Genomic DNA, 26,591 nt, shown 5'->3' on the forward strand with positions numbered 1-26,591 from the left:
ACTATGAGAAAGATCAATATGAGCTGGCAGTCGGTGTTGCTGTCGGTCGCGCTGCTCGGATTGGCTGCCTGCACCGGTGATTTCGAGGACATCAACCGCAATCCCAATCAGGTTACGGAAGAACAGATGGATGCCCTCAATTACAAGACCGGCACGAAATTCAAGTCGCTGCAGAGTCTTGTGATTCCCGTGCAGGAGCACATGTACCAGTTCAACGAATCGCTTTCGGGCGGGCCGTTCGGCGGTTACATCGGTGCTACGGTCGATACATGGCAGACCAAGTTCGAGACCTATAATCCCTCGGCCGACTGGCGCAAATGGCCTTTCGCCAACGTCATCACCGAGACCTATACCCCCTATAAGGGCATCGTCAACGGCACGGAAGACGAAGTGGCCATCGCTTTCGCCCGCCTGTTGCGAGTGGCCATCATGCACCGTGTGACGGACTCCTACGGTCCGATTCCCTATTCGAAGCTGGAGAGCAACGAGTCGGTCTATGTGGAGTACGATTCGCAGGAGGCGGTCTATACGAAGATGTTCGAGGAGCTGGACGAGGCTATCGAGATACTGGGCCGCAACACGACGCTCCCGGCCGAAGCGTGGAGCCGCTACGACGGCGTCTACTACGGCAATATCGCGCAGTGGCTCAAATATGCCAATTCGCTCAAGTTGCGCATGGCCATGCGTTTGTCGTATGTGAAGTCCGACGTCGCCCGTGCGAAGGCCGCCGAGGCTATTGCCGGGGGTGTTATCGAGGCTAATGCCGACAATGCGGCGATGCACGCCGCGGAGAACCGCACGACGCTCATCTACAACGACTGGGGCGACCACCGTGTCGGAGCCGACATCCTCTGCTACATGAACGGCTACAAAGACCCGCGTATGGAGAAGATGTTCCTTGCGAACGATGTCGGCGACTATGTGGGTATCCGTATCGGCATCGATGTGACGAGCAAGTCGCAGGCCGTGTCGAAGTATTCGAATATGATCGTTGCGAGCGATACGCCCTACCTATGGTTCAATGCCGCCGAGGCAACGTTCCTGCGTGCGGAATATGAATTGCGCTGGGGCTCGGAAGAAACGGCACGGTCACTCTACGAAGCAGCCGTAAGGCTTTCGTTCGAGGAGCGCGGTGCCAGCGGCGCCGACGCCTATCTGGCCCAGACTGACGTCAAGCCCGCGCCCTACACCGATCCTGTCGGCAACTACAGCGCGATGGCCCAGAGCGACATCGGGATTCCGTGGGTCGACGGAGCCGAGAACTTCGAACGCAACCTTGAACGCATCATCGTGCAGAAATGGATCGCCATCTTCCCGCTGGGCGTCGAGGCGTGGTCGGAGCACCGCCGCACGGGCTATCCGAAACTGCTGCCCGTGCCCACCGACAAGTCGGGCGGCACGGTGGACGTAGCGCAGGGTGCACGACGCCTGCCTTACCCCGTCGAGGAGTACCAGCAGAACAACGCCAACCTTCAGTTGGCCATCCAGACGCTCGATGGCGAGCAGCAGAACGGCAACCGCACGGGCGACGTCATGGGAACCCGTGTATGGTGGGATTGCAAATCTTATAACAACTAACAGCTATGAAACAGAACTTTATATTCACGCTGCTGGCGCTGTTTTCGATGCTGTCGCTCGTCTCGTGCAGCGACTGGACGGAAACGGAGGCACTCGACAGTACGGTCAAAAAGCCTTGGGAGCAAGATCCTGCCCTATGGGCCGAGTACACCGCGACATTGAGGGCCTACAAGCAGTCGGAGCATTTCATCGTCTATGCCCGCATGCACAATTCTCCCGAGAAAGCGACCGGAGAGCAGGACTTCATGCGCTGCCTTCCGGATTCGCTGGACATCGTGACGCTGACCAACGCCGACAACTTCTCGAAATTCGACGCCGAGGACATGTCCGTCATGCACGAGAAAGGCACGAAGGTGCTCTATCAGATCGACTATGCCGCTCGTGCGGAGGAATTCGCCGATGCGGCGGCGCTCGACGCCTACTTGGATAAGGTCGTCGTTGCCGTCGCTGCCAATGGCATGGACGGCTACTCGTTCACGACCGACCCGTTGGCTGCGGATGCCACGGCTCGCATTATTGATAGGCTTGCCACGGCCAGAACTGACGGTCAGCTCCTCGTTTTCGAGGGTAATCCCCTGTCGCTCGCTGCCACCGACCGTGCAAAGATGGATTACGTCATCCTCGATACGGAGAAACTCGAAAATGTTTTGGATGTGAGACTCCATGCCCTGCACGCTGTTAACTATGCCGGCATCGAGGCCAATCGGCTGCTGCTGACCGCCGAAATCAATGCGGCGCTGTTTGATGAAGACCGCACCGAGCACGCCGCCGTCGACGAAATGTCGCGCCGCGTCGTCGAACTCGGGCCTTATGCGGGGCTTGCGGCTTACAATATTGCCGAAGATTACTACCATTCCGAGATGAACTACCAAACCATCCGGCAGGCGATACAAACGTTGAACCCCTCTAAATAAAGACAGTCATGAACATGAAAAAGATACTAATGGCGGTTCTCGTTTCGCTTGTGGCTTTCACGGCCTGCGAGAACTACGGCGATGACAATCACAAGTTCGACAATGTCGTATACCTCGACGTCGCTTCGACGAGCGACGCACAGCTCACGACCTTCAGCAACACCCGGGCTACCTACGATTGCGCGTTGCAGGCGGTACTGACATATCCGGCAGGACAGGATGTGGCGGTGACGCTCACGGTCGACCCGTCGCTCGTCGGGACGTACAATGCCCGTTACGGTACGGAGTGGACGATGCTCGATTCAAAATATTATTCTTTGCTGTCCGAAACTGTGACCATTCCGGCAGGGAAGACGACCTCCGATGCTGTCACGCTGCGCCTCCGTGAACTCACCGGAGAAGGAGATGAGCAGACCGGAGCTTTGCCAATCGACGAAACCTATCTGGTTCCAGTACGCATCGGTAGCGCATCGATCGATGTGTTGCACGGCTCCGACGTGGCTTACTACGTCGTCAAACGCTCCTCGGCCATCACCGTCGCGGCACAACTTACGGACAACTGGATCGAGTTCCCGACCCTCGATAAGTATTCCGAAAGCAGCAAGGATTGGAACGGCCTGCGGGCTGTGACCTACGAGGCCCTGATTTACATCGACGAATTCGTGAAAACCAATACTGAAGGCAATCCCGTCAACATCTCGTCCGTCATGGGCGTTGAGCAGTACCTGCTGCTGCGTATCGGCGATACGAATTTCGAGCGCGAACAGTTGCAGTTCGACGGTTCGGGCAGTGGCTCGGGCTTCGGCAAGATTCCCGGACGCGACGCGATGAAGCATCTCGAAACGGGGCGCTGGTACCATGTGGCCTGCACCTACGACCAGAATACCCGCACGGCCCGCATCTACGTCGACGGGCAGATTCAGAGCGAAGTCACGGGCGTGGGCATCACGACGCAGAACGATAAGAACTGCATCAACTTGGCCATGCGGGCGCTCTACGACCTGTGGAACACCGCTCCCGAGGGCGACAAGGCCCAGTACGAAGAACTGGGGTACGATGGCCTGAGCGAGGCCTATCAGTTCTTCATCGGCCGCTCCTACGACGACTATCGGCCTCTGAACGGCAAGATCGCCGAGGCGCGTGTATGGTCTGTGGCCCGCACGCCGGAACAGATTTGGGAAAATATGTATGAAATCGAAAACCCGGAGAACGATCCGACGCTTTTGGGGTATTGGAAATGCAACGATGCCTCGGGAAATACGGTCAAGGACTATTCGATGTACGGCAACGACGGCGTCGCCAAGTACGACATCATTTGGCCGCAGGGCATCGAGATCCCGAAACTTAACGAAAACAACGAGTAACTATGAAGACGATTTTTGATTTGCAAACAGGGGTGGTAACGCTTCTCTGCACGGCGGCACTCGCGGGCCTTACGGCCTGCGAGGCCGATCCCGTGATGCAGGAAAGCGGGAAGTTGCCCGACAAAGGTTCCATCGAAGAGGTTCATGTGATGTTGTGCAGCAGCAATTCCGTGGAAAATAGGGTCGATGTGCTGCTGACCGAAGGAGGGGTTATGACGAAGAACTTCTACTTGAGGCAGACACAGCCGGCGGCAGCGGGATATTCGCTCGACGCATGGTGCGATGCATCTTTGCTCAATGACTACGATGCCGGAGATGAAATCGAACGCACACTGCTGCCGGAGGCGAATTACGAGTTTCCCGACGGCAAGACGCTCGACCTCTCGGCCGCAACGCAGCGCTCGGAATTGAAACGTATCAAGTTCTCGGCAAGCGGACTTGCCGCCGGGGAATATGTACTACCGCTTACGGTCGCTGCACAGGACGCACCGGACGCGGACAAGACGCTTTACTACAACGTTTCGGTTCGCCAACCCTACACCGACGAATACACCCTGCACGACGGCCACGACCTGTTCTTCGTGTTCTATGTCAATACGAACGATTTTCAGCCGTTGCTGGTCTTGGATTACATTATGCAGAAGAAACTGGTGCACGGCTCGACCGTAGCATGGCACGAGGCCGTAGGCAACATCGTCAACCTGCGCACCGTCCAGGTCGGCTACGATGCTGCAACCAGCCGAGCCCTGCTCAACCTTGGATCCGACATGACCTATGTGCTCAGCCAATCGACGAAATATATCCGTCCTTTGCAGGAACACGGACGCAAGGTATGTATCAGCATCGAAGGCGGAGGCACGGGGCTCGGGTTCTGCAACCTCACCGATACCCAAATCGAAGACTTCGCCGCGCAGGTCAAGACCGTTATCGAACAATACGGACTCGACGGTGTAAACCTCTGGGATCGAAATTCCGGCTACGGCAAGGAGGGCATGCCGGCTGTGAATACGACCTCCTATCCCAAACTCATCAAGGCGCTGCGCGAAGCCCTCGGCACGGAAAAATTGCTGACGCTGACCGTTTACGAGGAGCCGACCGCTACTTTCTGGAATACGGAAGCGACGGGCGGCATCGCCGTCGGAGACTATATCGACTATGCATGGTCGGGCTACAACAGCGAGAGCGAAGCCCCGCAGCTGCTCGACCCGTGGCATCCCGAACAGGAATATGTTTCGGCCTATACGCAAAAGCCGATTGCCAACCTGCCCAAGGAGCGGTACGGTTGCGTCAACTTTCCCATCTATCCTGCTGCCCGAACGGAAGAAGAGGCTATGATGCAGGAGCCGGGCTTTCTTATAGACTGGATTTTGGCCGATTATAGACCGAACAATATCATTGTCTTCGATGATTTGCGCGCCCATTTGCAGGACAATTATGAAACAGCATGGGACGGTACATTTGCAATGCATTGTACGTTTATGGACCCTGAAAACAACCTCATTTTGGGAAGCAGAAAAGGATATAATTACCTGTTCGATAAAAACAGGCTCTCTAATATATCCGAGGGCATATACAATTACGGCAAATGGCTGAAAGACTGGAATTGATAAAAACGGTCGACAAAATACACCTGTGTTCTTCCATTTTATCCTCTCACAGCTCTTTAACCGGAGCAAACAAACAATTAAAATTCAAATCAAAATGAAACAAAACTTCAAATTATTCGCAGCATTGGCAGCCAGTGCAGCGATGATGTTCTCCTGCCAGCAGGCAGAGGACCCGACGATGGACAAGGCTCAAGAGCCTATCGTCAAAACACGTGCTTACGGAGACAAAACTCCGAAGGTCACCATTTATGTCGAAACCAACGACGTGAACCCGCTCAATGCCGGCGACTATATGCTCTCCGACGGTACAGCCTACGCCGATATCGTGGAGTTCTTCGCCGCCAATCTCAACAAGGAGACGGTCAACGGCGTGGTGCGTCCGACCCTCTATCTGAACGACAAGATGACCAACCTGCTCGAAAACGGCGGTGCCGCCACCTATGTAGCCGGCCTGCAAGCCAAAGGCATCAAAGTCGTGCTCACCATCCTGCCCAACTGGCAGAATATCGACTTCACGAGTCTCAATGACACGCAGGCCGACCAGCTTGCAACGATTCTCGCCTATGCCGTAAATAAGTACGGACTCGACGGTATCGGATTCGACAACGAGTACGGCGGCACGGTGACCTCCGTTTCCGGTTCGTATGGCAACCTGATCACCAAACTGCGCGCCAAGCTGCCCGCCGGCAAGTTGATTACCCTCTTCCAGTACAATACCGGCGGTTCCAGCCAAATCAACGCAACGGCAGGTGCCAAACTCGACTATGTCTATTCCGATTTTGCGTATTACAACACCAGCATCAGTGTTGCCGGCGTAACCAAGGAGCACTATGCCCCGATGTCGATCAATCTGGGTAATTACTATTCCGCCTATCAGATTAGTCAGTATGGCAATTATGCCTATGATTTGACCGAGGCCGGTTACGGAGCGATCATGCATTTCAACCTGCGCCGGACATCTGAACGGAACCAGCTGTCACTGTTCAATTCCATTGCCGATGGAGCTTGGGAGGAAACCGTTACTTGCGAGAATGGTAACCGCCCGCAGGACTGGACGTTCGTCAGCAGCGGTTACACCATCACCTACGACGAGGCTACGGCCGAATAACTCCTCTGAGATGTATTTTGTTGACCTGTTTAGAATCGGTTGAGCATCTGTAAGCGCCCCGATTTTGACCCGCACATCTTTTGAGGTGTGCGGGTGTTTTTAACTTTCGGATAAAAAAGCCGTTCGAAGAATATTCGAACGGCAATAAGAAAATATCCGGATGTAAATGTTGACCGATTCAGAATGTGAGCATCTGTAAGTCTTTTTGTATTGAAAAATTCACTTTTAATGAATCGTAACCGGTATTTTCTTTATGAAACGCATAAATTATAAATTTATTGTAGCAAAATCAAACTTCTCGGTTAAACCATAAATGAAATAGCATAAAATAAAAGCACGGACTTAACCTATTGACACCTGAGGAATGCTACAACCCGATGAACAGATAGGAGAAGCCCGTGCTGTTTTTTGCACGATTTCCCCTATCATCCCGTCCATCTTGTCTTTGTAGCATTTTCAGGTGTCGATGACAGGATTCGACAGCTATTCGCCGTTTGGCAAAGATAAGAAAATTATCCTACAGATACAATATATGCAATTTAATTCATTGTAATAAACGACAAATATAGATGGACAAATTGTTGCATACATCTTTGTTCAGAGCCATCTTAAAATCATTGAATCGAAAAGTTGTTTCTGAAAAAAGGCTGCAAACTTACTTTTTGAAATTTGCCCGCCTCATTACAGCACTTTGCGATGACACAGATTGTCTGTCGGCATTACATACGTTAAATTATACGCAAATCCAGTTTCGATTTCTGCTTTCTCGAATTCATGAACCGTCCGTTTCGCTTCCGCCATATATACACCGGGTTGTCGACATGACTCTCGAATTTATCTGCTTGGAAAAAGAGTTGTTATATCATCGTATTGAACACCCGCGATCTTTCATATCTGAACCTGCATTTACTTCACCGCTCCATTGGTCCAAACACTATCCTGCGATCAGCGTTTCGGAAATCCTTTGCGGACTCGATCGGATGACTCCACCTCCTTTCGTGCTGGCAGATGGTTCGACAGCTCCATTCAATTTGGTTGTTCGGGTCTTCGAGAATACATTGCATGTTAAACTCGGCGATCCGACTGATGTCAAACGCCGTGTTCTGGAACGCAAGAAAGATCGCACAAAATTTACCGATGCACTGCTTTATTCCTTGAATAAGGAAGATGAATGATTTTTTTCGATTTTTTATATCCGGGCGGATATCCGGACATGTAATTGGGTATCCTGAAAATTCCTATTTTTGCAAAGCAAACCAACCAATTCTGTGTAAGTCGAATTATGGAAAACTTGGACAAAAGCCAATTTATCGTCCTGCTCGAAACATCTCTCAACCGACGATTACTGTCCCCTGAGCAGAAGACTCTCGACGCTGCCTATGAAGATTACATCGACCTGCTGCACGGTCTTACTGTTCAATCCTGTAAATCGTCCCTCGACCTGCTGCACGAACTTGCCCGCCTCCAATCCTGCCTGATGCGGTTGCAGGAGCGAATTGTCGAAAAGGAATCTCCGCAAGTGTTGTTGCTCAAATCGGCGCTTCTATTGACGAATTTCGAGATCCGTTTAGTCTTTACCCGGGTTCGTTATCCGTCCATCGCCGCCCCGGTGTCGGTCGAAGTCCCCAAGTCGCCGCTGTTCCTCTCCGAGCAATTCACACCTACGGATATCATGGAGCTTGCTACGGCCCTGCAACTCTCCGGAGCCATACGCCGCATCGACGGCACACGGATCGATCTGGCGACACTTGTCGATGTGCTTTCCGGAACTTTCAACGTCCGTATCAACAACCCGGAGCAGTGCCGCCATACGCTCATCAACCGAAAGTTGCGTCTGACGCATTTTCTCGACATCCTGCGCAACAATCTGATTGCCTACAGCCAGCGATAGGCAGTCTGTTTTTATTCAGCATCACGCTCCGGGGATTCATCTCTCGGAGCGTTCTTTATGCGGTGCGGACAGTGACGGACTGGAGCGGACATGGGTACCTGTTTTTCTGCCGGAGATGTATCTTCGGGACTTTTAATATTCTCTGCCATGCAACAGGAAGATGATTTGAAAGCCCTTGAAAATATCGTGCAGTTCGCCCGCGGGCTGGGCGTGTTTTTTTTGGTGCTGCACGTGTATTGGTATTGCTACGAATGGCTCTCGTCATGCGGCCTGACCTACGGTTATGCCGACCGTCTCCTGCTCGATATCCAGCGGACAACTCTTCTTTTCTCCTCTCCCGTCATTACGAAACTCTGCGCCTTTCTGTTCCTCGCGCTTGGCTGCTACGGCACGAAGAGCGTCCGCAACGGCAGGGTCGACAGGCGGCATATCGTCGCTGCCGCCTGCCTCGGCTTCCCGCTGTTCTTTCTGAACGGCTTTCTGCTGTCGCTGCCCGCTGGGATCGGCTTCCAGGGCTGGAGCTACACGCTGACCCTTGGTGCGGGCTACCTCAGCCTGCTGGCCGCCGGCGTGTGGCTGCGGCGTCTTCTGAAACAGCCCCTTGCCGACGACCCGTTCAATGACCGCAATGAAAATTTCCTTCAGGAAGAACGTTATCTCAACAACGAATATTCAGTGAATCTTTCCACCCGTTACCGCTATAAAGGAGCATGGCGCGAGGGATGGATCAATGTCATCAACCCGTTCCGTGCGACGCTAATCCTCGGAACTCCCGGTTCGGGTAAGAGCTACGCGGTCTTAAATAACTATATCAAACAGCATATCGAGAAGGGTTTCTCGATGCTCGTCTACGACTATAAATTCGACGACCTTACACGCATTGCCTACAACCACCTGCTCCGGCATCTGGACAAATACGCCGTCAAGCCGAAGTTCTGCATCATCAACTTCGACGATCCCCGCCGCTCGAACCGTTGCAATCCCATCGACGCCCGCTTCATGGACGACATTTCGGATGCCTACGAAAGCGCCTATGTCACGCTTTTGAACCTCAATAAGACGTGGGTGGACAAGCAGGGTGACTTCTTCACCGATTCGGCCGTCATTCTGCTGGCGGCGATCATCTGGTACCTGAAAATCTATGACAACGGACATTATTGTACCTTCCCGCACGCCATCGAGTTTCTGTGCCAACCTCTCGAAAAGATTTTCCCGATTCTTTCATCTTATCCCGAACTGGAAAACTACCTCTCACCCTTTATGGATGCGTGGAAAAGCAATGCGCAGGATCAGTTGCAGGGACAGGTGGCATCGGTGAAAATCCCGCTCTCGCGTATGATCTCTCCGCAGCTCTATTGGGTGCTTACGGGCAATGACTTTACACTCGACATCAATAACCCTGAGGAGCCGAAAATCCTCTGCATGGGCAACAACCCCGACCGGCAGAGCATCTACGGCGCGGCGCTGGGACTCTATAATTCGCGCCTTATCCGGCTTATCAATAAAAAGGGGAAATTGAAATCGTCGCTTATCATCGACGAACTACCGACGATTTATATCCGGGGGCTGGATAACCTCATAGCCACGGCCCGCTCGAACAAGGTCTCCGTCTGTCTGGGATTTCAGGACTTTTCGCAGTTGGAGCGCGACTACGGGGAGAAAGAGGCCAAGGTCATCACTAATACTGTGGGCAATATCTTCTCGGGACAGGTCGTGGGCGACACGGCCCGCACCTTGTCGGAGCGTTTCGGCAAGATCGTGCAACTGCGCGAGTCGCACTCGGTATCGAACGAGAACGTCACCACCTCGACCAATACGCAGTTGGAAACACTGATCCCTGCCTCGAAAATCTCCAACCTCACGCAGGGCATGTTCGTCGGCTCGGTCGCCGACAACTTCGACGAGCGTATCGAGCAGAAGATCTTCCATGCCGAGATCGTCATCGACAACGATAAGGTCAAGGCGGAAACAGCAGCCTATGTCCCCATTCCCGAAATATCCTCTTTTGTCGGTGAGGACGGCAAGGATCACATGGAGGAGATCGTCAAAGAGAATTATTACCGTGTCAAAGCCGACGTTGCGGAGCTTGTCCGCCGGGAGATCGCACGTATCGAAGCCGATCCGGATCTCGCGAAACTTTTACCCAAGAAAAAACCGTAATTTTTGCCTCGGTGCGGACTGGAGCGGACTGGAGCGGACATGGGCATCGTTTCGGAAAACATGCTTCTATATTCGCGGCATGAACCTTTTGTTTCACTTAAAACATTTTGTGTTATGCCCGAAGAAAATCAGAATCAAAAACCGATTCAGACCCCCGAACAGGCCGATCCGAAGTACAAGGAAACGCTCCTGCTCTACAACGAGCAGAACGGCGCCGTGGAGGCCGTCTCCGACCTCAAACAAAGCGGTAACCAATACAAGGTTACGACGACGCAACCGCTCACGGCCAACAAACCGGCGTTCTACGAACTTCGCAACAGCTCCGCAGTCGCGGCCTTCATCAAGGGCTTCATGTCGCAGGAGAACGCCAAGCCGTTTCATTTTCTGAAAGTCGCCGCCGACAAGGCCAGCGAAGTCACACAATCGCTGCTGCGCCTTGCCGACAATCCCAAAGACCCTGAGGGCCTCAAAGCCCTTTACGATCATCGCGTCACCTCGTACCAACTCGAAAAGGTCAAGTTCGACACTCCGGATCTGAAGTTGCAGGAGCTGAAAGAGATGGGTATCATCGTTACTCCCAAAGAACTGGAGGCGATGAAGCACGGCCTTCCGACGACGGACCTGCATGACGTGACCCTCAAGATCGGCAATATTCCCGTCGCAGGTCAGTTCGCCCTGCATCCCTATAAGGACATGAACGGTGATGTGCAGGTCGGTCTGACGAGTGCCCTTCCGCGTCCGGAGTTCGAGCGCGAAGAGTACCGGATGATGTTCTCCACGAGTGAGAAGGAGCAGCTGTTGGCCGGAAAGACCCCCGACCGGCTGTACGAACTTCCCAATCCGCACACGGGAGAGAAGGAGTGGTGCTTCGCCACGCTGAATCCCGCGACGAACCGCCTTGTCACCATTCCGAAAAACGAAGTTCCCGATCTGCGTTATTTCAACGGCGTGCGTCTGGATGATACGCAGCAGAACGAACTGGCTCTGGGCGGCCGCGTCTTCGTCGAAGGCTGCTCCATGCGCGGCAGCGACATCACCTATTCAGGCAAAGTGGGCTTCGATGTCCTCTCGAACGAATACAAGATGACCGACTACCAGTTCAGCCGCCCCTATATCTCTCCGCAACTCGACAAACAGCTCGACGACCGTCAGCGCACGGCCCTGCTGAGCCCCGAAGGTCTGGATTGTTCGAAAGAGAAGGAACATCCCATTCTGGGCAAGAACGGCAAGGCGCTGAATTGTATCCTGCGTATCGACCCCCGCTCGAACGGCGTGGTCTACGATTTCTCGCAGCAGCGCCGTCAGGAGCAACAGGAAAAGCAGGAGCAGAAGGCCGAGAAAGCGCAGGAGCAGGCTCCGGATCAGGGTCAGGGCCGCGGTCGCAAACGCTAATCCGCTCCTGCGATGGAAACCCCCGATGAAAAATGGTTCCGGGAGCGCCTGCGGCATTTCCTCGAAATACGCCATCCTCCGCGTCAGTTCCACCATGTGATGATCGAACGGCGCAGCCGTCTGGCCTTCGAAAGCTACGCACAAAGCGTTGAACTGGGAGTGCCTGCCGCTTCGGCCGTCCGTGCCGCCGACAAAGTCCTGTTCCGGGGTCTGCTCTTTTCGAAATACGACACCGTCCACCTGATCCTCGCCACGGACTTCCCGATCATTCCGGAAAACCAACGACAGGAGATCGCCCTGCGACTGGTGCGTATCTGCGCTCCAATCTTTCGGGCCTACGATCTGAAAGACGACTTTTCGGAACGTCCGGAATTCCGGCAGCTCAAGGAAGAACTCCGCACTGGCATCCGCACATGGATCGACGAGAACGGCGTTCCCGGCTACCGCAGCCCGGCGCGCAAGGAAAAGCCGCCTGTCCCATACTCCGAACAACCCCGATATCCAAAACGCAACAAGCGTAAATAGTTCATTCACTTAATTTCTTATTACACGATGAAAAAGATTCTTTTTGCTGCGGCCGCCATAGCCGCCGCCCTGTTCGCCTCGTGCGACAAAACCGACGACACGCTCGACCCCGCGATGCCTGAAACATCCGACACTGCACGGATCGCCATCACGCTCACCGGAGCGGACGAGGCCGACACCCGCGCATTCTTCGACACTTCGGCCAAGGCCGAGGCGTGGGAATCCTCGCTCTCGTCGCTCTCGGTCTTCGCCTTCGACAATAGCGGAGCACTTATCATCCGCCGTGACTTCACTTCGTCGGAGCTCGCTTCCAAATCGGCGACCTTCGCGCTTCCCAAATCTGCGGCCGCCACCGAGTGCTCATTCTACGCCGTAGCGAACTACGACGCCTCGTCGGCCAAGACCCGCGCAGCCCTTACGGCCCTCGTGGAAAAGTCGGCTGCCGACTATAACGGCACCTTCGCCGAAGTGTCCTCCGCGGCCAAACGTTCGGGCGGCTTCGTGATGTCGGGCTCGACATCGAAAACCATCGGCGCCGTGAATTCCACGACGTCGGTAGGCATCACGCTCAAACGTACCGTAGCCAAAGTGGCCCTCCAGACGACCATAGACCCGTCGTTCGCCGACAAGTACGCCGGAGAGCTCACGATCAACTCCGTAAAACTCTCCAAGGCAGCCTCTCAGTCTTCGGTCGTAGCCGGCACGCCGACGCCCGGGGCCATGAGCTACACGCATACCCAAACCCTCGCCGCGGCATCGGGTAAATACAACGCCCTGTTCTACTGCTTCGAGAACGGCTCTTTAACGGCAGGAAACCGTGTGCTGCTGGAAATCAACGCTACATACGATCTGGACGGCAACGGCTCGACCACGGACGACCGCTCGGAGGTGACCTACTCGGTGGAGCTGACGGGCAAGGCCGCGGGCGAGATCCTGCGCAACGGCTACTACCGTATCGCGGCCAATATCACAGGTCTCGTAGGTCAGGATTGCGCCGTGACGGTGACCGTCGCCGACTGGGAGACACCCGTCACGCAGTCCGTCGAACTGGGAGCATAGTCCGCATGTCGTACCGGGTTCCGTCCTGTGTTTCGGGCGGAGCCCTTTTTCTTTCAAAGCTATGAAAAGATTATTATATATCCTGTCGATAAGTCTTGCCGCGACCCTTATGGGCTGCATCGCCGAAGACAGGTCGGCATGCCCTCATCCCCGCGGCGTTTCGGTTCGGCTGACAGTATGTCCCGACCCGATGACGGCCGTAACCCGCACTACGGACGAAGAGGCGCTCCGCGACCTGAACCTCTATCTCTATGACGATGACGGCGAGATCGTCCTGCACCGCTACCAGAGCTCTTCGACGCTGCGCTTCACGTCCTTGCCCGGCAACTACCGGATGCGTATCGCCGCCAATATGGGCCGTGACCTTGGTGAGAATCCCGCATCGGAAGACTTCACCGTTACGCACGCCGACGAGTACGATACGCTGCCGATGTCCTATGAGGGCGACGTTACGATCACGTCCTCGTCCGGCGGTATTCTGACACTTCCGGTCGTGGAGGTGCAGCGTGTCGTGACGAAGGTATCCTACGATATCGCCGTCAAACCCGCAGACATCGAGCTTCGCTCCGTGCAGCTTTGTTCCGTGCCGCGTGCGGTGTCGGTCTTCGACGTGGCGGCCCGGCCGTCGGACGCCCCCGACGACTACACGGACTGCCCGGAAAGCGGGATTTCGGGACAGCATATTTCGGGGAACTGCTATCTGCTTCCGAATATGCAGGGCACGGTTCCGTCCATTACCGACCAGCGCGATAAGAATCCGGACAATGCCCCCGCGAATGCGTCGTATCTTCTGATCCGGGCTGTACGGGGAGCTAAGGTATTGGCCTATTACATTTACCTGGGCGATAACAACACCACGGATTTCAATGTCCGGGCCAACGTACATTACCGGCTCGCGATTTCGATCCTTGGCGACAGCGAGGTCGACACCCGTGTCAGCAGCTATACGCTCAACGTCTATGACTCTTACGCGGAAAATGCGATCGGCGGCTACTGCACATACGACGTGATGGGCGAACTGTTCGTCGAGGTGGAGGGCGATCCGGCGCCCCTGACGCTGCGGGGACACATCACGGCCTCGCAGGGCGACAGGGATCGCCTGCTCGTGGACGATGCTTCCATCGGCACGGGCCGCGATCTGGAGCTTGCGAACCAACCGGGGCTGAATGAATATTTCCTTTACTACGACCTTCCGGTCTATACTACGGCGAACTCCCAAGTAGTCTATACCGTAACGGTCGAAGACGATGCGGGCCTTGCGCAGTCGTTCGACTTCCGCCGCCGCTTTGCAAACCGCCTTCAGGTCGTCGTCGAGACTGCCGACAACGGCAAAGGTTGGGTGAACGTCTCCCAAGCGCTCTATGACGCTGAAATCTCCGGAACGCGCAATCACGTCGTCATGTGTCACGAGATGGGTTGTACGCTGGTGGCGCTTCCTGCCGCGGGCTACCGCTTCGAGGGATGGTACACCACGGACGGCTATACGCAGCGGCTGTCGTCATCGACGACCTATCTCTACACCCCCGCATCGAACGATGCGTCGATCTTTCCGAAATTCACGGCCAACACCCGGCCGCTCGACGACGAGGGTACGGCCAACTGCTATATCGCGCCGGAATTGAATACCTCCTATTCGTTCGACGCCGCGACGATGGGTAACGGCCGCACGACGCTCAACGTCACTCCCAAGCGTCTGTCGGGCGTCTCTGCCCGCATACTGTGGGAGACGGGAACGCTGAGCGAGGCGATCGTTAAGGATGTGCGATATCAGGACGGACGAATCACCTTTACGACCGGTACGACGCACGGCAACGCCGTGGTCGGGCTTTTCGACAGCCGTGGGGAATGCCTCTGGTCGTGGCATATCTGGGCCGTGGACTACGATCCGGCGGCCACGGCACAGACCTATGCTTCGGGAGCTGTCTTTATGGATCGTAACCTCGGAGCGCTGGAAACGGATTATACACTGCCCGCCTCGCGCGGCCTTTACTACCAGTGGGGTCGCAAAGACCCGTTCCCGTATCCGGCCACGGCGACGGACGCTTATATACAGGCTCCGACCGTCTATGCCGCGGGATTCGAATATGCCGAGAGCGATCCGCGGACTTCCGGAACCGAGTCGCCCTACGACGTGATGACCCTCGAATGGGCCACAGCGCATCCTACGACCTATATGGACGGCGTATCCTTCGAGGACTGGGAAGAGTGGGCTTCTTCGCTGGACTGGCTCTGCGACCACCACCCGAACCTCTGGGGCAACGTCACGACCGGGAAAAACAATATCAGCCGCACCAGCCATAAATCCATTTACGATCCGTGCCCTCTGGGCTGGAAAGTGCCCGGTGCCGAGGATTTCGCGGGAATAGAGCGGATAAGCGTATCGGCACCTTATTACGTTACGATCCGCTGCAACGGCACGCAAACGGCGAAGATACCTTTGGGCGGAACATTCTATGAGGGGCGTTACGACCGCAACGGGTCGCTCGGAAGGCTCTACACCAATGCCCCGTATTATCTGCATTGGGGAGGCTCGACCGGCGTGTTCCACGACGTGGCCTGCACCTCGATCGTATTCGACACGAGCAACTACCCGCCGTTCGTCAATACGACGGATTTTTACCGCTATGCCGCCAATCCCGTGCGTTGCGTCCGGGAGTAGTTGAAACCTCGTAAAATTCCCACTGCCATGAAAAGATACCTGTGGATATTCGCAGTGCTCCCGTTTCTGTGGAGCTGCATCGCCGAGGACAGATCGGCATGCCCGCAACCCCGCGGCGTTTCAGTCCGCATGTCCGTATGTCCCGACCCGATGACGGCCGTGACCCACGCTGCGGACGAAGAGGCGATCCGCGACCTGAACCTCTACCTTCTCGACGCCGACCGTAATGTCGTCCTGCACCGTTACCAGAGTTCCCCGACGCTGCGCTTCGAGTGTCTGCCGGGCGACTACCTGCTGCGCATTGCGGCCAATATGGGCCGCGACACGGGCGATAGCCCGGCATGGGAGAATCTCGCCGTTACGCACGCCGACGACTACGATACGCTGCCGATGGCTTATGAAGGCGAGGTGTCGATTCCCTCGTCGGATGAAACGGTGACGCTTCCGACCGTCGAGGTGCAGCGCGTCGTGGCGAAAGTCACCTATAACATCTCTGTCGCACCGGATGCCGGCGACATCCGCCTGCACAGCGTCCAACCCGTGAACCTCCCGGCCCGGATGCCGGTCTTCGACCCCGGGCTGCGGGCTGCGGAATATACGGCGGGAGAAATCGTCGGCTCGTCGTCGCAGACCCTGACGGGGACGTTCTACATGCTTCCGAACCTGCAGGGCGAGGTTCCCTCGATCGCCGACCAGCGGGACAAGGGCCCCGCGAACGCCCCGGCGGATGCGACGTTCCTGCGCATCCGCGCTCTGCGGGGCTCCAAGGTGCTGGACTACTATATCTATCCGGGCGGCAACAACACCTCGAACTTCGACATACGGGCCAATACGCACTATAGGCTCGATATTATGATCCGTGGCGACGCCGAGGTCGACACCCGTATCCGGGCCTATACCGTAGAGGTGCTGTGCACGCCGGAGGCTGCGCTGTCGAACGGTTTCCTGCTGGAGCGGCAGCCGATGCGCCTGACGCTGCGGCTCGGCGGGGCCTACGAAGAGACCGGGGTCGAAGCCTTCGTGGAGCTGAAGACCGGAGATGTGCGGTATTTCGGGTTCGAGGGCCAATGGGGCGCCGTTGCAAGGACGATGGAGATCTGGGGCCCGGAGAACGACTACGATATCCGTTACTGGCCGCCGTCCTTCACGCGCGAGGAGTGCCGCTTTATGTTCCGGGTTCAGATCCTCGACCGTTACGGGGAGGTCGCCTCGTTCAGTTTCCCGTACTGTTACGCCCACCTGCTTCGGGTCTACACCAAATGGTTCGACGGCAGCAACGGGAAAGGCACCGTCGCCTCGCCCGATGCGCTGCGTGTGGTCGAAGACATGACGCTCGCTTCGTGGTACTCGCTCATATATTGTCCTGACGAAGGCTGTACGCTCGTCGCCACACCCGATGCGGACCGGTTGTTCGAAGGCTGGTGCCGGAATGCCGACCATACCGGGGTTCTGAGCTACGAGGAACAGTACCGTTTCTCCCCGGACGACGATCCCGCCGTTATTTACGCTTATTTCAGATAAAACCATGAAAACCCTCATTCATATCCTTTTGGGAACGCTGCTTTTCGCCGGCTCCTGCTCGGACGAGATGCCCGTATGCACTCCGGCCGTACACGGCCCCCGGCATGTGACCTTCACGTTCTCCTGCGACGCTCTGCCCGGCACGCGGGCTGTTGCGGACGAGAGCCGCGTCGAGGATATCAACCTTTATCTGTTCCCGGCAAACGATGCTCCGGCACGGCACGTGTACGCCGCCTCGCAGCGCACCGTCGCGCTGGAGCTTCCCGACGGCCGATACACCCTCTATGCCGTCGCCAACCTCGGCACGGACACCGGGCCGCTGCCCGAAGCCGAGGTGCGGGCGCTGCGCAGCGCATGGAACCCTGACGGATCAGACTCCGGAACGCTTCCCATGTCCGCCATGCGGACGTTTACCGTGCGCGGCACGACGCAGATCGCTATTGAACTCGTGCGGGCCGTGGCGAAGGTCGATTTCAGCTACACGGTGGCTGCCGATTTCAGCCGTTCGCTTTCCGTGCGTTCCGTACGTCTGTGCAACGTCCCGCGCTTCGCGGCGCTCTTCGGCGAGGGCCGCATCACCGCAGACGGGGAGTGCGCCGCGACGGAAGCCTTCCCGGCGGACGACGACGGCTATTCCGCCGTTTACTACCTTCCGGAGAACCTGCAGGGCGAGAACGTTTCGATTCCGGGACAGGAGCAGAAGAACGAGGCCAACGCCCCGGAATATGCCGCTTATATCCTGATCGAGGGCGAGGCGGACGGCCTGCACGTCGTCTACCGCATCTACCTGGGGGAGAACAACACCTCGGACTTCAACATCGCCCGCAACCGGGTCTACCGCATCGAGGCGCGGATTTTGGGACGCAATACCGTGGACTGGCGGGTTTCGACCACCGAGGTATCCGTGACGCCTTTCGCCGAACGTCATGCGCCCGGAGGGATCGCCACGGCGCAGCTCCGGGTCGTCAGCACGAACAACGACCGGAGCACCTGCTTCCTGACCTGCGAGCGGGAAGAGGGCGACGGCGATGTTACCCTGGACGGCGAGCCGATCCTCTTCGGAGTGCCTTATCCATTTCTCTCCGGCGACGGGGAGAGAACCGCTGATATCACTTACACGCAGCAGCGGGAAGGCGACGTGCGGCTGCGCCTCGTCCTGACCGACGAAAAAGGGTTGCATGCCGAGCGGGTGCTGCAGACGAGCTATGTCCGCGAGCCGCTGCGGGTATCCTTCACGCAGGACAAGTTCGAACTGGCGGCGCTCGACCGCGCCCGCGTGGACTTCACCATCGAGCAGGACGACTACGACGGGACTTATACCGTGCAGGTCGAAGGTACGCCGACCCTGTTCCGGAACCTGACGGATGACATCGGGCCCGTCACGGGCTATACGGTGGCGGGGAACGGCACCTACCCGCTGCGTATTCGTCCCGAGGCCGTCGGGGAGAATCCCTACCGCATCACCGTGACGGATGAAAAGGGCAACAGCGCCTTCTTCGACTCCTTTGTCACGGGAATCAAAACCGTTTCCTGCTTTACGTGCTCCTTCAGTAAAATATCGGGCGGTATCGAGGTCGTTGCGGAAGGGACCTATCCGGTTATGAACGATCTGACGATTACCCTAAACCCCACAGTGACGGTAGTGCTGCGGGGCGGGGCGACCAAGACGCTGACCTGTACGATGAACGTAAAGATCGAGGCGGATCGGATGAGGGGACGCGCCTCGGCGACGCTCGATCTCGGAACTGGCTACACGGACTACTCCGTGACCGATTACGAAGCGACTTTCTCCCGCACGGCATCCGAGAACGGAATGGTCGAATACGCCGTACAATAATCTTCAAACAGACAGAACAAATGAAAACGAAACGAATATTCATTACGGCGGTCTTGCTGTTGGCGGCCTTGTGGGGCGTGCCCCGCCGGGCTGCGGCGCAGATCTTCGCCGTAAGGGCCAACGCCCTTGCCGCATGCGGCGCGACGCTGAACGCCGGGGCCGAAGCGGCCTTGACGGACAACTGGTCGCTGGAGCTGTCCGGCTACTGGAACCCGGTGCAAACCGCATCCCTCTCGATGAACTTCCATGCCGTGCAGCTCGGCGGCCGCTACTGGTTCTACGAATCCTTCGTGGGACACTTTCTCGGACAGCACCTTACCTATGTCGGTTACGACCTCGGAAGCCGAACGAAACGCTATAAAGGTCATGCCTGCGGTCTGGGTGTCAGCTACGGGTATGCGTGGATGCTCTCGAAACGCTGGAACGTCGCCGTCGAAGCCGGCGTAGGGCTTTACCGCACGAAGGACACGCGCCGCGACCCCACGGTCGGGGACTGGGACGACGAGTATATCTACCATTACCGCCGCTGGACGCTCGCGCCGACAAAGTTAGAGGTATCGTTTTCCTACATCTTTTAACGATGAACACACGTAAAATCATAACTGTAGGAATCACCGTCGGGGTTTTATGGATGATGTTCGGCTGTTCGGTGGCCGGACGGCTTCAGCGGCAGCAGATGACAGCCTCGCTCTCGCAGCTTACCCGCGCCGAGCGGCAGGAGCGGCAGCAGGACTACCGCCCGCAGGTCGTGAAGTTGCAGCGTGACAGCAACACGTTCTTTCTTGCTCCGGTCGATACGCTTGCCGACGGCGAGCGTGTCATGGCGCTTCAGATCGAGCAGGTGACGGTCGTGGCGAAGATGCGGTCTATTCCCGAGCGCAACGGTCGTGTCGTGCTGGATTTCATCGTGACGCTGCCGAAACAGTTGTTGGGCAGAAGCCGCAGCGTCGTAATCACGCCGATATTGCACAAGCCCGACGAATCCGTGGCGCTCGAAGATCTGGTGATCCGCGGCGGACGCTTCTCGCTGCTGCAAGAGCGCGACTACTGGCAGTACGAAACCTATGTCGAACGCTTCCGCCCCGATACCGTGGGGCGCGAGGCGGCCTTCAACCGTTTCGTGAAGTTTCCCTATCCCGAAGACGTCCGGCTCGATTCACTGGTCGAAGGACGAAGCACCGTCACGTATTACTATTCCCAAGCAGTGAAAACCGACGAGACCTCGAAAAAGATGCTGGTAACGCTTCAAGGACAGGTGTTGGCCGTGGACGACAGCGCCTACCGGCTGCCGCCGTCCGATACGTTGAGCTACGTCGTATCTTCGATGCTCTCCTTCGTAGATACCGTGCCGAGGTATCGCATCAAGGTCATCGACAAGTTCGTGACCGTCGAAGATCGCAATTACATTCAGTTTTTCGTGGGCGATACCCGCGTGGTCGATACGCTGGGCGACAACCGGCAACAGCTGGACAAGATCACCGGCCTGATACGGCAGATCGTCGAACAGCAGGAGTTCTGGGTCGATACCATCACGCTGACGGCGGCATCGTCTCCGGAAGGAGCTTACGCTTTCAACGACCGTCTTTCGCAAGGACGGGCACAGGCATTGAAACGCTATCTTGTCCGCCGATACGGCAAAAGCATCGACACGATGCTTATCGTGCGGTGGGTGGCCGAGAACTGGCCGGAGCTGACGCAGCGCATTCGCACGGACAAAAGCATTGAAAACCGCGAGGCGATTCTTGCGCTAATTGCATCAGAAAAGAATCCCGACCGGCGGGAGCAGGCCATCCGGCTGCGGTTCCCGAAAGAGTATGCCTATATCCGTTCGGTGATCTACCCGCAGCTGCGGGCCGTGAATTTCCGTTACAATCTGCGCCGCAAGGGGATGGTAAAGGATACGATTCACACCACGGAGTTGGACACGACCTATGCCCGCGGCGTGGAGCTGTTGCAGAAACGCAAATACGCCAAAGCACTCTATATTCTGAACGACTACAACGACCGCAACACGGTCGTGGCCCATCTGTCGCTGGATCACAACGAGCGGGCGATGGAGTTGCTGGCCGCGATGCCCGAAGATGCCGCGACGGAGTACCTGCGGGCTATCGCCTGCTCGCGGCTGGGGCGCAAGGAGGAGGGCCGCCGCCATTTCCTCGAAGCCTGTCGATTGGACGAGCGCATGGAGTATCGGGGTAATCTCGATCCGGAAATTGCTGAACTCTTAAAACAATAAGTTATTATGAAACAACAGAAAATCAAATACGCGATCCGGTATTGCATCCTTGCCTTGATCTGGGGCATGTTCATCGCATCGCTTTTCGTGAGTTGCAACGTCTACGAAAAGGAGACCGTGGAGATTATCCGATGCCCGGTAATCGACGCCGACACCATCGAAATACCGGATTGGACGCCAAGCGAATAATACCGAAAAAGCGGCAGCAATTTTATGAATTGCTGCCGCTTGGTTTATGGCTGCCCATTAACCGGTGTAAGGGGTTGACAATAGGACTTGTTCACAACCCGATCCCGCATCTTCTGCATATCGTTGAAATTGCGCGAAATATTCTGAACAAGCTCGATATAGTTATCGGCTCGCACTCTATTATCGTCTATCCACTCGTAATAGTAAGGTTTTATCGACACACAGTTCTTATGCTCGAATAAGGTGTTGAGCAATGTGCGATCCGAATTGCCGCAGGAGTGTCCCATGATATATATTTGGTATGGGGCGGAGTCGATAAACCGAAGTAACCGACGGTAGTTGTCCGTTTCCAGATAGCGGATCGATTTGATATTCGTCAGATAGCTGTTATCGTTCAAATTCGAAATCGTCTTATAATCCTCATCCATTTCATCACCATAGCCGAAAATGATGGGATTCCTATCGTTATCCAACTCCCCGTGAATATGGTTTATTTTGAAGTCGGAGTCTTTGTCAATATATAAGTCTGCGGTTCGTGTATAATTGAAATTCAGGAACAATATCTGGTCGGGAAGAAGATAATAATCCGGAATATCGGTTGGCGTAGTTTCAACATTGGTTATATGATTTGATAATAAATTATTTGTTACTTTTTTATAATACTCTATATCGGATTCCATATCTCTAAATGAATATCCGTATTTGCGGGAAAAAATACATCTTTCAGTATTCTCCTTGTTTTCCGCTTTTTCCCACCTCTCATCCACAAATTGCAAAAATGCCTCTTTCCCTTCATTGGAAATATCTCTGGTTTTGAAAGGTTCGTAGATAGTTGTACGAATGCAATCCTTTATCAATTCCGGCTTGATTTGATTTTGGAGTGCAAATTTCAAATAACCGGTTAAATATCCTTTTATTAAATCCAATTCTTCGTTGAGTTGAACCGGATCGGTATATTCGCATCTATCTTGTTTGAAAATATTCTTCAGCCATGCATAATATTCACTCTCAATATCTACCCAATTTCTTAATTCAATAGACTGATTTATTGCCTCGAAAAACCGACTTTCATATTTTAGAGGCAAACTATTGAAGAAATTATTATACTCTTCAATTTGCTGTTGCTGCTGCCAGCCACGTTGGAATCGGAACATCGAATTATCCAAAATCCAGCTAAAATGTTCCAGTTTCTTGATATCGTCCGGATTATCTATTTTAATACAGCATAATCCGTCTGTTGGATCACTTGTATCTTCCAATAATCTGCGTCTTTGAAAAATCCAATATCCTTGAATAAAGTCTTTGTAACTCGTCGGCAGTCCGTGCGCTAAATCGAACCCGTTTCCGATCAATATAATTCTGTTCATCATCCTGTTTGTCATTTAGAGTAGTCCATAACAAAGATAACTATTTATCCTGCTGTGAGCAAAGAGCGAAAATGATTTTTTCTTACGCCGACCCGTCCAGCAAGATAGCCGCTGCATGCGACACGCCAAGGTCTTCGCCTTGTCTTTGTCGCCCGCAGCGGCTATTCGTCTCTTGCTGTCCGGGCGTTCCGGGCAGTCTGAAATTTTATTCTCTATGACACTGCTCACAAAACAGATCATCTCGAAATTCGAGAAACATCCTATCCACTCACAGGATGGGAAAGGAATGGATGCCGAAGTCCTCGTCAAGTATTTCAACCCCTGCGGCTCGGGCACATGGCTCATCACCGAAGCCGAACGCGAAGGCGACGACTGGTGCCTGTTCGGTTATTGCCATATCTACGAATGGGAGTGGGGCTACCTAATGCTCTCCGAGCTGGCATCTCTTCGTCTGCCGTTCGGACTTACCATCGAACGCGACATTTACACGGCCAGGAAATACGTCCGGGATTTTCTACCACAGGATGAATGACGGCAAAGGCCTCGGAATTTTACTGCCCCTTGCCGACAACAGAATCATTACACAAAAAAGACTATAAATGTGGCAACATTCGAAGAAAAAGCCGAACGGCTGAAGAAAGAGTTGGAGGAAGCTACAAACGACGACCAACGTCGAAATCTGTCCCGCGAATACGAACTTACCTTGCGCCTGCTGCGCATCATCCGGGGAGAGGTCTTTACGCTCGACGACATCAATAAATGCCGCATGGAGATCATGCGACAACATCCCGGATACGATCGTCCCATAACGGCAGAATCGGGACTCCTGCTGGCTGCGGAGGCAATCCGCAAATCCTTCGGACGGAAATACTATCTGCCGCTTTACAAATATCCGATCCTCATCGATTTCGGAAAACCCGACGGGCAGATATGCGTGATCCATCCGAGCAACTTTATTAGCTATACGTCCAAAAAAGGAGGGGAAGAGTGATTGATGTGCACCCCAAAGTTTGGACTGATTAATAATTCAGATAGCATGAGTTCGGTATTGTACCGGGCTCATGTTGTTTAATGCGGTCTTTATTCGCTTGTTATTGTAGTAATTTATGTATTCCTCCAGTTCCTTGCGGAAGTGATCGACAGACTCGAACTTCTGCAAATATAATAATTCTGATTTTAACAGTCCGAAAAAGTTTTCCATGACCGCATTATCCAAACAGTTTCCCTTACGAGACATGCTCTGACTAATACCTTTTTCACGCAGCCGATATTGATAGCGTTTCATCTGGTACTGCCAACCCTGATCCGAGTGAAGTATAAGTTCCGGAGTATCGGGCAGATCCTTTATGGCATCTTCAAGCATTTTCATTGTTTGGTAAAAGGTCGGATGTTCAGCTATATTATAACTTATTATTTCCCTGTTATATAAGTCCATAATAGGCGACAGATAAAGCTTCTTGCCGAACAGAGAAAATTCAGTAAGGTCTGTAACCCACTTTTGATTAGGACGTTCCGCCATAAAATTACGTTTCAGCAAGTCGGGCACCACGGCACCAACCTCTCCTTTGTATGAACGATATTTTTTTAGGCGCACCTGGCATTTAACTCCACATTCGTTCATTAACCTAAGTACCGTTTTATGGTTTATAGAATATCCGCGATTGTGCATCTCTACTGTGATACGGCGGTAACCATAACGTCCCTTATGATCGTGGTATATACTTACAATCTCGTTTTTCTCTTGTTTGTATTTATCGGGGAACTTTAACTGCTTCAGATGATAATAGAACGTACTACGCGCCATCCCCGTAACTTCCAATAGCGTGGGAAGGGTATGTTCCGGTCTTAGTTCTTCGATGGCTTTTGCCCGTTCCCGTTCTCGCGGACGATGCGTTCCTCGACTAAGACCCTCAATTTTTTTAAGTAAGCAACCTCGGCGCGAAGACGTTGGTTTTCGACTCGCAAGTCATTTTCTTCCTGTGGTTGTAGTTCCTGTTTATTAGGTTTGGTTCTCATCTTACCCCGATTATCACGGTAAAGACCGGATTCACCTTCTTCATAATAGATACGCTCCCATTTGCTCAGCGTACTCTCATTGTAAATACCGAACTTTGCCGTTGTTTCCGTTAAAGATAAGTGATTCTCGTGCATGTGCCTGATAGCTGACAACTTAAAATCGCCGCTGTAAGTATATTGCCGTATACGAAGACCTGCTTCGCCGAACTCTTTATAACGCGCAATCCAACGCGACAAAGGCGTATAGCTTATTCCAAAATGCTTGGAGGCGGACGATACGGAATGTTGGCCATTGACAACAGACAAAACTGCCGCTAATTTCTCCTCATAACTGTACTTCATAAAACACCCCAAAAGTTATGTCCAACTTTTGGGGTGCAGTTCAGATGATCTTCCCCTTTTCACAGACCGCATCAGCGCTGCGCTTTCATATAATGCTGTTCCAGCAGTTTATAAAGCGAGGACTGTGGATAAAGAATCTTTCCACCAAGAGTAGTATAAGGGATTTGGCGGTTGTCCCGGTAATTCTGCAAGGAGCGTTTCGAGATGCTGAAGATGCTGCAAATCTCCTCACTGGTCAGGTACAGTTCATTTCCGATGGTCGGGCGGTGCGTGTCGATCAGAATATCGACAGCCCGGATGGCTTTGACGATGTCGCGGTACAGTTCCTTGAACGCGGCGCTGTCGCGGGTGATGATCTCTTCGGGCATGCTACAGGCTTTTTATCAGATTCTTTTCCAGGAGATGCCGGATGTCGTCGTCCCGGAACAGTACTTTATTCCCTAATGCTGTATAAGGGATAATGCCGGCGGAGCGGTAGTATTGCAAGGCCCGCTTGGTGATGCTCAAGGCCTTGCAGACCTCCTCGGCCGTAAGCCACCGGACAGTTGTCGGTTGGGCGGAGAGGGAATGGAGCGCAGACACTCGCTCCAGAAGACGTTGAAGGTGCGCCTGCAACTCTTTATAGGCGCTCGTTTCCATAAGGACGCAATCCATAATGCTGAGGGTTTAGGTGATTTCTGCGTTAAGGATGTGCAAGATAATCCAAGCCTTCAGAAAACGATTCCTATGTCCGCTCCAGACCGTTCCAGTCCGCTCAAAGGAAAAAATGATCGACTGTCCCGTCCTGAAAAAGGTTTACAGAAAAGAGTAAATCTTATGCAGCAAA

The 26,591-nt window shown here is 54.3% G+C and carries 23 protein-coding genes; 19 read left to right on the forward strand and 4 right to left on the reverse strand.

The features are described from left to right. Positions 1 to 3 precede the first annotated feature (3 nt). The 17 genes from DW189_RS13565 (at position 4) to DW189_RS13640 (ending at position 22,040) form a co-directional block, all read left to right on the forward strand. Positions 4 to 1,578 carry a SusD/RagB family nutrient-binding outer membrane lipoprotein gene (locus DW189_RS13565; RefSeq protein WP_087401857.1) on the forward strand — a complete coding sequence of 525 codons (1,575 nt, stop codon included), beginning with the start codon at positions 4 to 6 and terminating at the stop codon, positions 1,576 to 1,578. A 5-nt stretch (positions 1,579 to 1,583) separates the two neighbouring features. Next, positions 1,584 to 2,492, forward strand: coding sequence for a glycoside hydrolase family 18 (locus DW189_RS13570; protein ID WP_009597308.1), 909 nt, complete (start codon positions 1,584 to 1,586; stop codon positions 2,490 to 2,492). Between the two features lie 8 nt (positions 2,493 to 2,500). Continuing rightward, positions 2,501 to 3,856 carry a DUF1735 and LamG domain-containing protein gene (locus DW189_RS13575; protein WP_087401861.1) on the forward strand — a complete coding sequence of 452 codons (1,356 nt, stop codon included), beginning with the start codon at positions 2,501 to 2,503 and terminating at the stop codon, positions 3,854 to 3,856. A gap of 2 nt (positions 3,857 to 3,858) precedes the next feature. Then, positions 3,859 to 5,463 (forward strand): BT_3987 domain-containing protein, encoded by a 1,605-nt coding sequence (locus DW189_RS13580; protein WP_117508545.1) that lies wholly within the window; start codon positions 3,859 to 3,861, stop codon positions 5,461 to 5,463. 94 nt (positions 5,464 to 5,557) lie between these two features. Then, positions 5,558 to 6,571: a glycosyl hydrolase family 18 protein gene (locus DW189_RS13585; RefSeq protein ID WP_087401865.1), complete on the forward strand. Its 1,014-nt coding sequence runs from the start codon at positions 5,558 to 5,560 to the stop codon at positions 6,569 to 6,571. Positions 6,572 to 7,140: 569 nt separating this feature from the next. Then, positions 7,141 to 7,746: a hypothetical protein gene (locus DW189_RS14305; protein ID WP_009597318.1), complete on the forward strand. Its 606-nt coding sequence runs from the start codon at positions 7,141 to 7,143 to the stop codon at positions 7,744 to 7,746. Between the two features lie 107 nt (positions 7,747 to 7,853). Continuing rightward, the gene (locus DW189_RS13590; RefSeq protein ID WP_015547175.1) at positions 7,854 to 8,462 is read left to right on the forward strand and encodes an RteC domain-containing protein; all 609 of its coding nucleotides are present in this window, start codon (positions 7,854 to 7,856) and stop codon (positions 8,460 to 8,462) included. A 147-nt stretch (positions 8,463 to 8,609) separates the two neighbouring features. Further along, positions 8,610 to 10,622, forward strand: a complete 2,013-nt coding sequence (gene mobC / locus DW189_RS13595; protein ID WP_117508546.1) for a conjugal transfer protein MobC — start codon at positions 8,610 to 8,612, stop codon at positions 10,620 to 10,622. A 114-nt stretch (positions 10,623 to 10,736) separates the two neighbouring features. Next, positions 10,737 to 12,014: a DUF3945 domain-containing protein gene (locus tag DW189_RS13600; RefSeq protein ID WP_009598178.1), complete on the forward strand. Its 1,278-nt coding sequence runs from the start codon at positions 10,737 to 10,739 to the stop codon at positions 12,012 to 12,014. Between the two features lie 12 nt (positions 12,015 to 12,026). After that, a complete protein-coding gene (locus DW189_RS13605) occupies positions 12,027 to 12,539 on the forward strand; it encodes a DUF1896 family protein (protein ID WP_015547173.1) in 513 nt (170 codons plus the stop codon). Positions 12,540 to 12,566: 27 nt separating this feature from the next. Then, positions 12,567 to 13,598, forward strand: a complete 1,032-nt coding sequence (locus DW189_RS13610) for a DUF4906 domain-containing protein (RefSeq protein ID WP_117508547.1) — start codon at positions 12,567 to 12,569, stop codon at positions 13,596 to 13,598. Between the two features lie 61 nt (positions 13,599 to 13,659). Then, complete coding sequence (locus DW189_RS13615; protein WP_117508548.1) at positions 13,660 to 16,257, forward strand: InlB B-repeat-containing protein; 2,598 nt, start codon at positions 13,660 to 13,662, stop codon at positions 16,255 to 16,257. Between the two features lie 27 nt (positions 16,258 to 16,284). Next, positions 16,285 to 17,778: a DUF4906 domain-containing protein gene (locus tag DW189_RS13620; RefSeq protein ID WP_259295444.1), complete on the forward strand. Its 1,494-nt coding sequence runs from the start codon at positions 16,285 to 16,287 to the stop codon at positions 17,776 to 17,778. Between the two features lie 4 nt (positions 17,779 to 17,782). Further along, positions 17,783 to 19,615: a DUF4906 domain-containing protein gene (locus DW189_RS13625; RefSeq protein WP_015547169.1), complete on the forward strand. Its 1,833-nt coding sequence runs from the start codon at positions 17,783 to 17,785 to the stop codon at positions 19,613 to 19,615. A 20-nt stretch (positions 19,616 to 19,635) separates the two neighbouring features. Next, the gene (locus DW189_RS13630; RefSeq protein WP_117508549.1) at positions 19,636 to 20,193 is read left to right on the forward strand and encodes a DUF3575 domain-containing protein; all 558 of its coding nucleotides are present in this window, start codon (positions 19,636 to 19,638) and stop codon (positions 20,191 to 20,193) included. Between the two features lie 2 nt (positions 20,194 to 20,195). Next, on the forward strand, positions 20,196 to 21,851 hold the full coding sequence (locus DW189_RS13635; RefSeq protein WP_117508550.1) for an OmpA family protein: 1,656 nt from the start codon (positions 20,196 to 20,198) through the stop codon (positions 21,849 to 21,851). Positions 21,852 to 21,857: 6 nt separating this feature from the next. Further along, positions 21,858 to 22,040 (forward strand): hypothetical protein, encoded by a 183-nt coding sequence (locus DW189_RS13640; protein ID WP_117508551.1) that lies wholly within the window; start codon positions 21,858 to 21,860, stop codon positions 22,038 to 22,040. A gap of 44 nt (positions 22,041 to 22,084) precedes the next feature. Here DW189_RS13640 and DW189_RS13645 read toward each other — a convergent pair whose 3' ends face one another. Continuing rightward, positions 22,085 to 23,410, reverse strand: coding sequence for an AbiH family protein (locus DW189_RS13645; protein WP_147326499.1), 1,326 nt, complete (start codon positions 23,408 to 23,410; stop codon positions 22,085 to 22,087). Positions 23,411 to 23,621: 211 nt separating this feature from the next. Here DW189_RS13645 and DW189_RS13650 point away from each other — a divergent pair, with 211 nt between their 5' ends. Together DW189_RS13650 and DW189_RS13655 are read left to right on the forward strand one after the other, a co-directional pair. Beyond that, the gene (locus DW189_RS13650) at positions 23,622 to 23,939 is read left to right on the forward strand and encodes a DUF2958 domain-containing protein (protein ID WP_117508553.1); all 318 of its coding nucleotides are present in this window, start codon (positions 23,622 to 23,624) and stop codon (positions 23,937 to 23,939) included. A gap of 69 nt (positions 23,940 to 24,008) precedes the next feature. After that, complete coding sequence (locus DW189_RS13655) at positions 24,009 to 24,398, forward strand: hypothetical protein (protein WP_117508554.1); 390 nt, start codon at positions 24,009 to 24,011, stop codon at positions 24,396 to 24,398. Positions 24,399 to 24,434: 36 nt separating this feature from the next. Here DW189_RS13655 and DW189_RS13660 read toward each other — a convergent pair. From DW189_RS13660 to DW189_RS13675, 3 genes are all read right to left on the reverse strand, one after another. After that, positions 24,435 to 25,765, reverse strand: a protein-coding gene (locus tag DW189_RS13660) for an IS3 family transposase (RefSeq protein WP_373130250.1) whose coding sequence is annotated in 2 segments (ribosomal slippage) — positions 24,435 to 25,321 and positions 25,321 to 25,765 — 1,332 coding nt in all. Because the reading frame shifts where the segments join, the coding sequence is not laid out codon by codon here. 71 nt (positions 25,766 to 25,836) lie between these two features. Next, entirely contained in the window at positions 25,837 to 26,133 is a 297-nt protein-coding gene (locus DW189_RS13670; RefSeq protein WP_009598269.1) for a helix-turn-helix domain-containing protein, read from the reverse strand. Position 26,134: 1 nt separating this feature from the next. Then, positions 26,135 to 26,419, reverse strand: a complete 285-nt coding sequence (locus DW189_RS13675; protein ID WP_018696786.1) for a helix-turn-helix domain-containing protein — start codon at positions 26,417 to 26,419, stop codon at positions 26,135 to 26,137. Between the last annotated feature and the right edge of the window lie 172 nt (positions 26,420 to 26,591).

The sequence above is a fragment of the Alistipes sp. AM16-43 genome, assembly GCF_003435745.1.
Classification (GTDB): domain Bacteria; phylum Bacteroidota; class Bacteroidia; order Bacteroidales; family Rikenellaceae; genus Alistipes; species Alistipes onderdonkii.

What these genes read in the sequence shown, in the direction of transcription:
- DW189_RS13585 (WP_087401865.1), top strand. Translation starts at nt 5,558, where the DNA reads ATGAAACAAAACTTCAAATTATTCGCAGCATTGGCAGCCAGTGCAGCG.
- DW189_RS13610 (WP_117508547.1), top strand. Translation starts at nt 12,567, where the DNA reads ATGAAAAAGATTCTTTTTGCTGCGGCCGCCATAGCCGCCGCCCTGTTC.
- DW189_RS13635 (WP_117508550.1), top strand. Translation starts at nt 20,196, where the DNA reads ATGAACACACGTAAAATCATAACTGTAGGAATCACCGTCGGGGTTTTA.
- DW189_RS13625 (WP_015547169.1), top strand. Translation starts at nt 17,783, where the DNA reads ATGAAAACCCTCATTCATATCCTTTTGGGAACGCTGCTTTTCGCCGGC.
- DW189_RS13645 (WP_147326499.1), bottom strand. Translation starts at nt 23,410, where the DNA reads ATGATGAACAGAATTATATTGATCGGAAACGGGTTCGATTTAGCGCAC.
- DW189_RS13620 (WP_259295444.1), top strand. Translation starts at nt 16,285, where the DNA reads ATGAAAAGATACCTGTGGATATTCGCAGTGCTCCCGTTTCTGTGGAGC.
- DW189_RS13580 (WP_117508545.1), top strand. Translation starts at nt 3,859, where the DNA reads ATGAAGACGATTTTTGATTTGCAAACAGGGGTGGTAACGCTTCTCTGC.
- DW189_RS14305 (WP_009597318.1), top strand. Translation starts at nt 7,141, where the DNA reads ATGGACAAATTGTTGCATACATCTTTGTTCAGAGCCATCTTAAAATCA.
- DW189_RS13640 (WP_117508551.1), top strand. Translation starts at nt 21,858, where the DNA reads ATGAAACAACAGAAAATCAAATACGCGATCCGGTATTGCATCCTTGCC.
- DW189_RS13570 (WP_009597308.1), top strand. Translation starts at nt 1,584, where the DNA reads ATGAAACAGAACTTTATATTCACGCTGCTGGCGCTGTTTTCGATGCTG.
- DW189_RS13605 (WP_015547173.1), top strand. Translation starts at nt 12,027, where the DNA reads ATGGAAACCCCCGATGAAAAATGGTTCCGGGAGCGCCTGCGGCATTTC.
- DW189_RS13630 (WP_117508549.1), top strand. Translation starts at nt 19,636, where the DNA reads ATGAAAACGAAACGAATATTCATTACGGCGGTCTTGCTGTTGGCGGCC.
- DW189_RS13670 (WP_009598269.1), bottom strand. Translation starts at nt 26,133, where the DNA reads ATGCCCGAAGAGATCATCACCCGCGACAGCGCCGCGTTCAAGGAACTG.
- DW189_RS13590 (WP_015547175.1), top strand. Translation starts at nt 7,854, where the DNA reads ATGGAAAACTTGGACAAAAGCCAATTTATCGTCCTGCTCGAAACATCT.
- DW189_RS13575 (WP_087401861.1), top strand. Translation starts at nt 2,501, where the DNA reads ATGAACATGAAAAAGATACTAATGGCGGTTCTCGTTTCGCTTGTGGCT.
- DW189_RS13650 (WP_117508553.1), top strand. Translation starts at nt 23,622, where the DNA reads ATGACACTGCTCACAAAACAGATCATCTCGAAATTCGAGAAACATCCT.
- DW189_RS13675 (WP_018696786.1), bottom strand. Translation starts at nt 26,419, where the DNA reads ATGGATTGCGTCCTTATGGAAACGAGCGCCTATAAAGAGTTGCAGGCG.
- DW189_RS13615 (WP_117508548.1), top strand. Translation starts at nt 13,660, where the DNA reads ATGAAAAGATTATTATATATCCTGTCGATAAGTCTTGCCGCGACCCTT.
- mobC (WP_117508546.1), top strand. Translation starts at nt 8,610, where the DNA reads ATGCAACAGGAAGATGATTTGAAAGCCCTTGAAAATATCGTGCAGTTC.
- DW189_RS13565 (WP_087401857.1), top strand. Translation starts at nt 4, where the DNA reads ATGAGAAAGATCAATATGAGCTGGCAGTCGGTGTTGCTGTCGGTCGCG.
- DW189_RS13600 (WP_009598178.1), top strand. Translation starts at nt 10,737, where the DNA reads ATGCCCGAAGAAAATCAGAATCAAAAACCGATTCAGACCCCCGAACAG.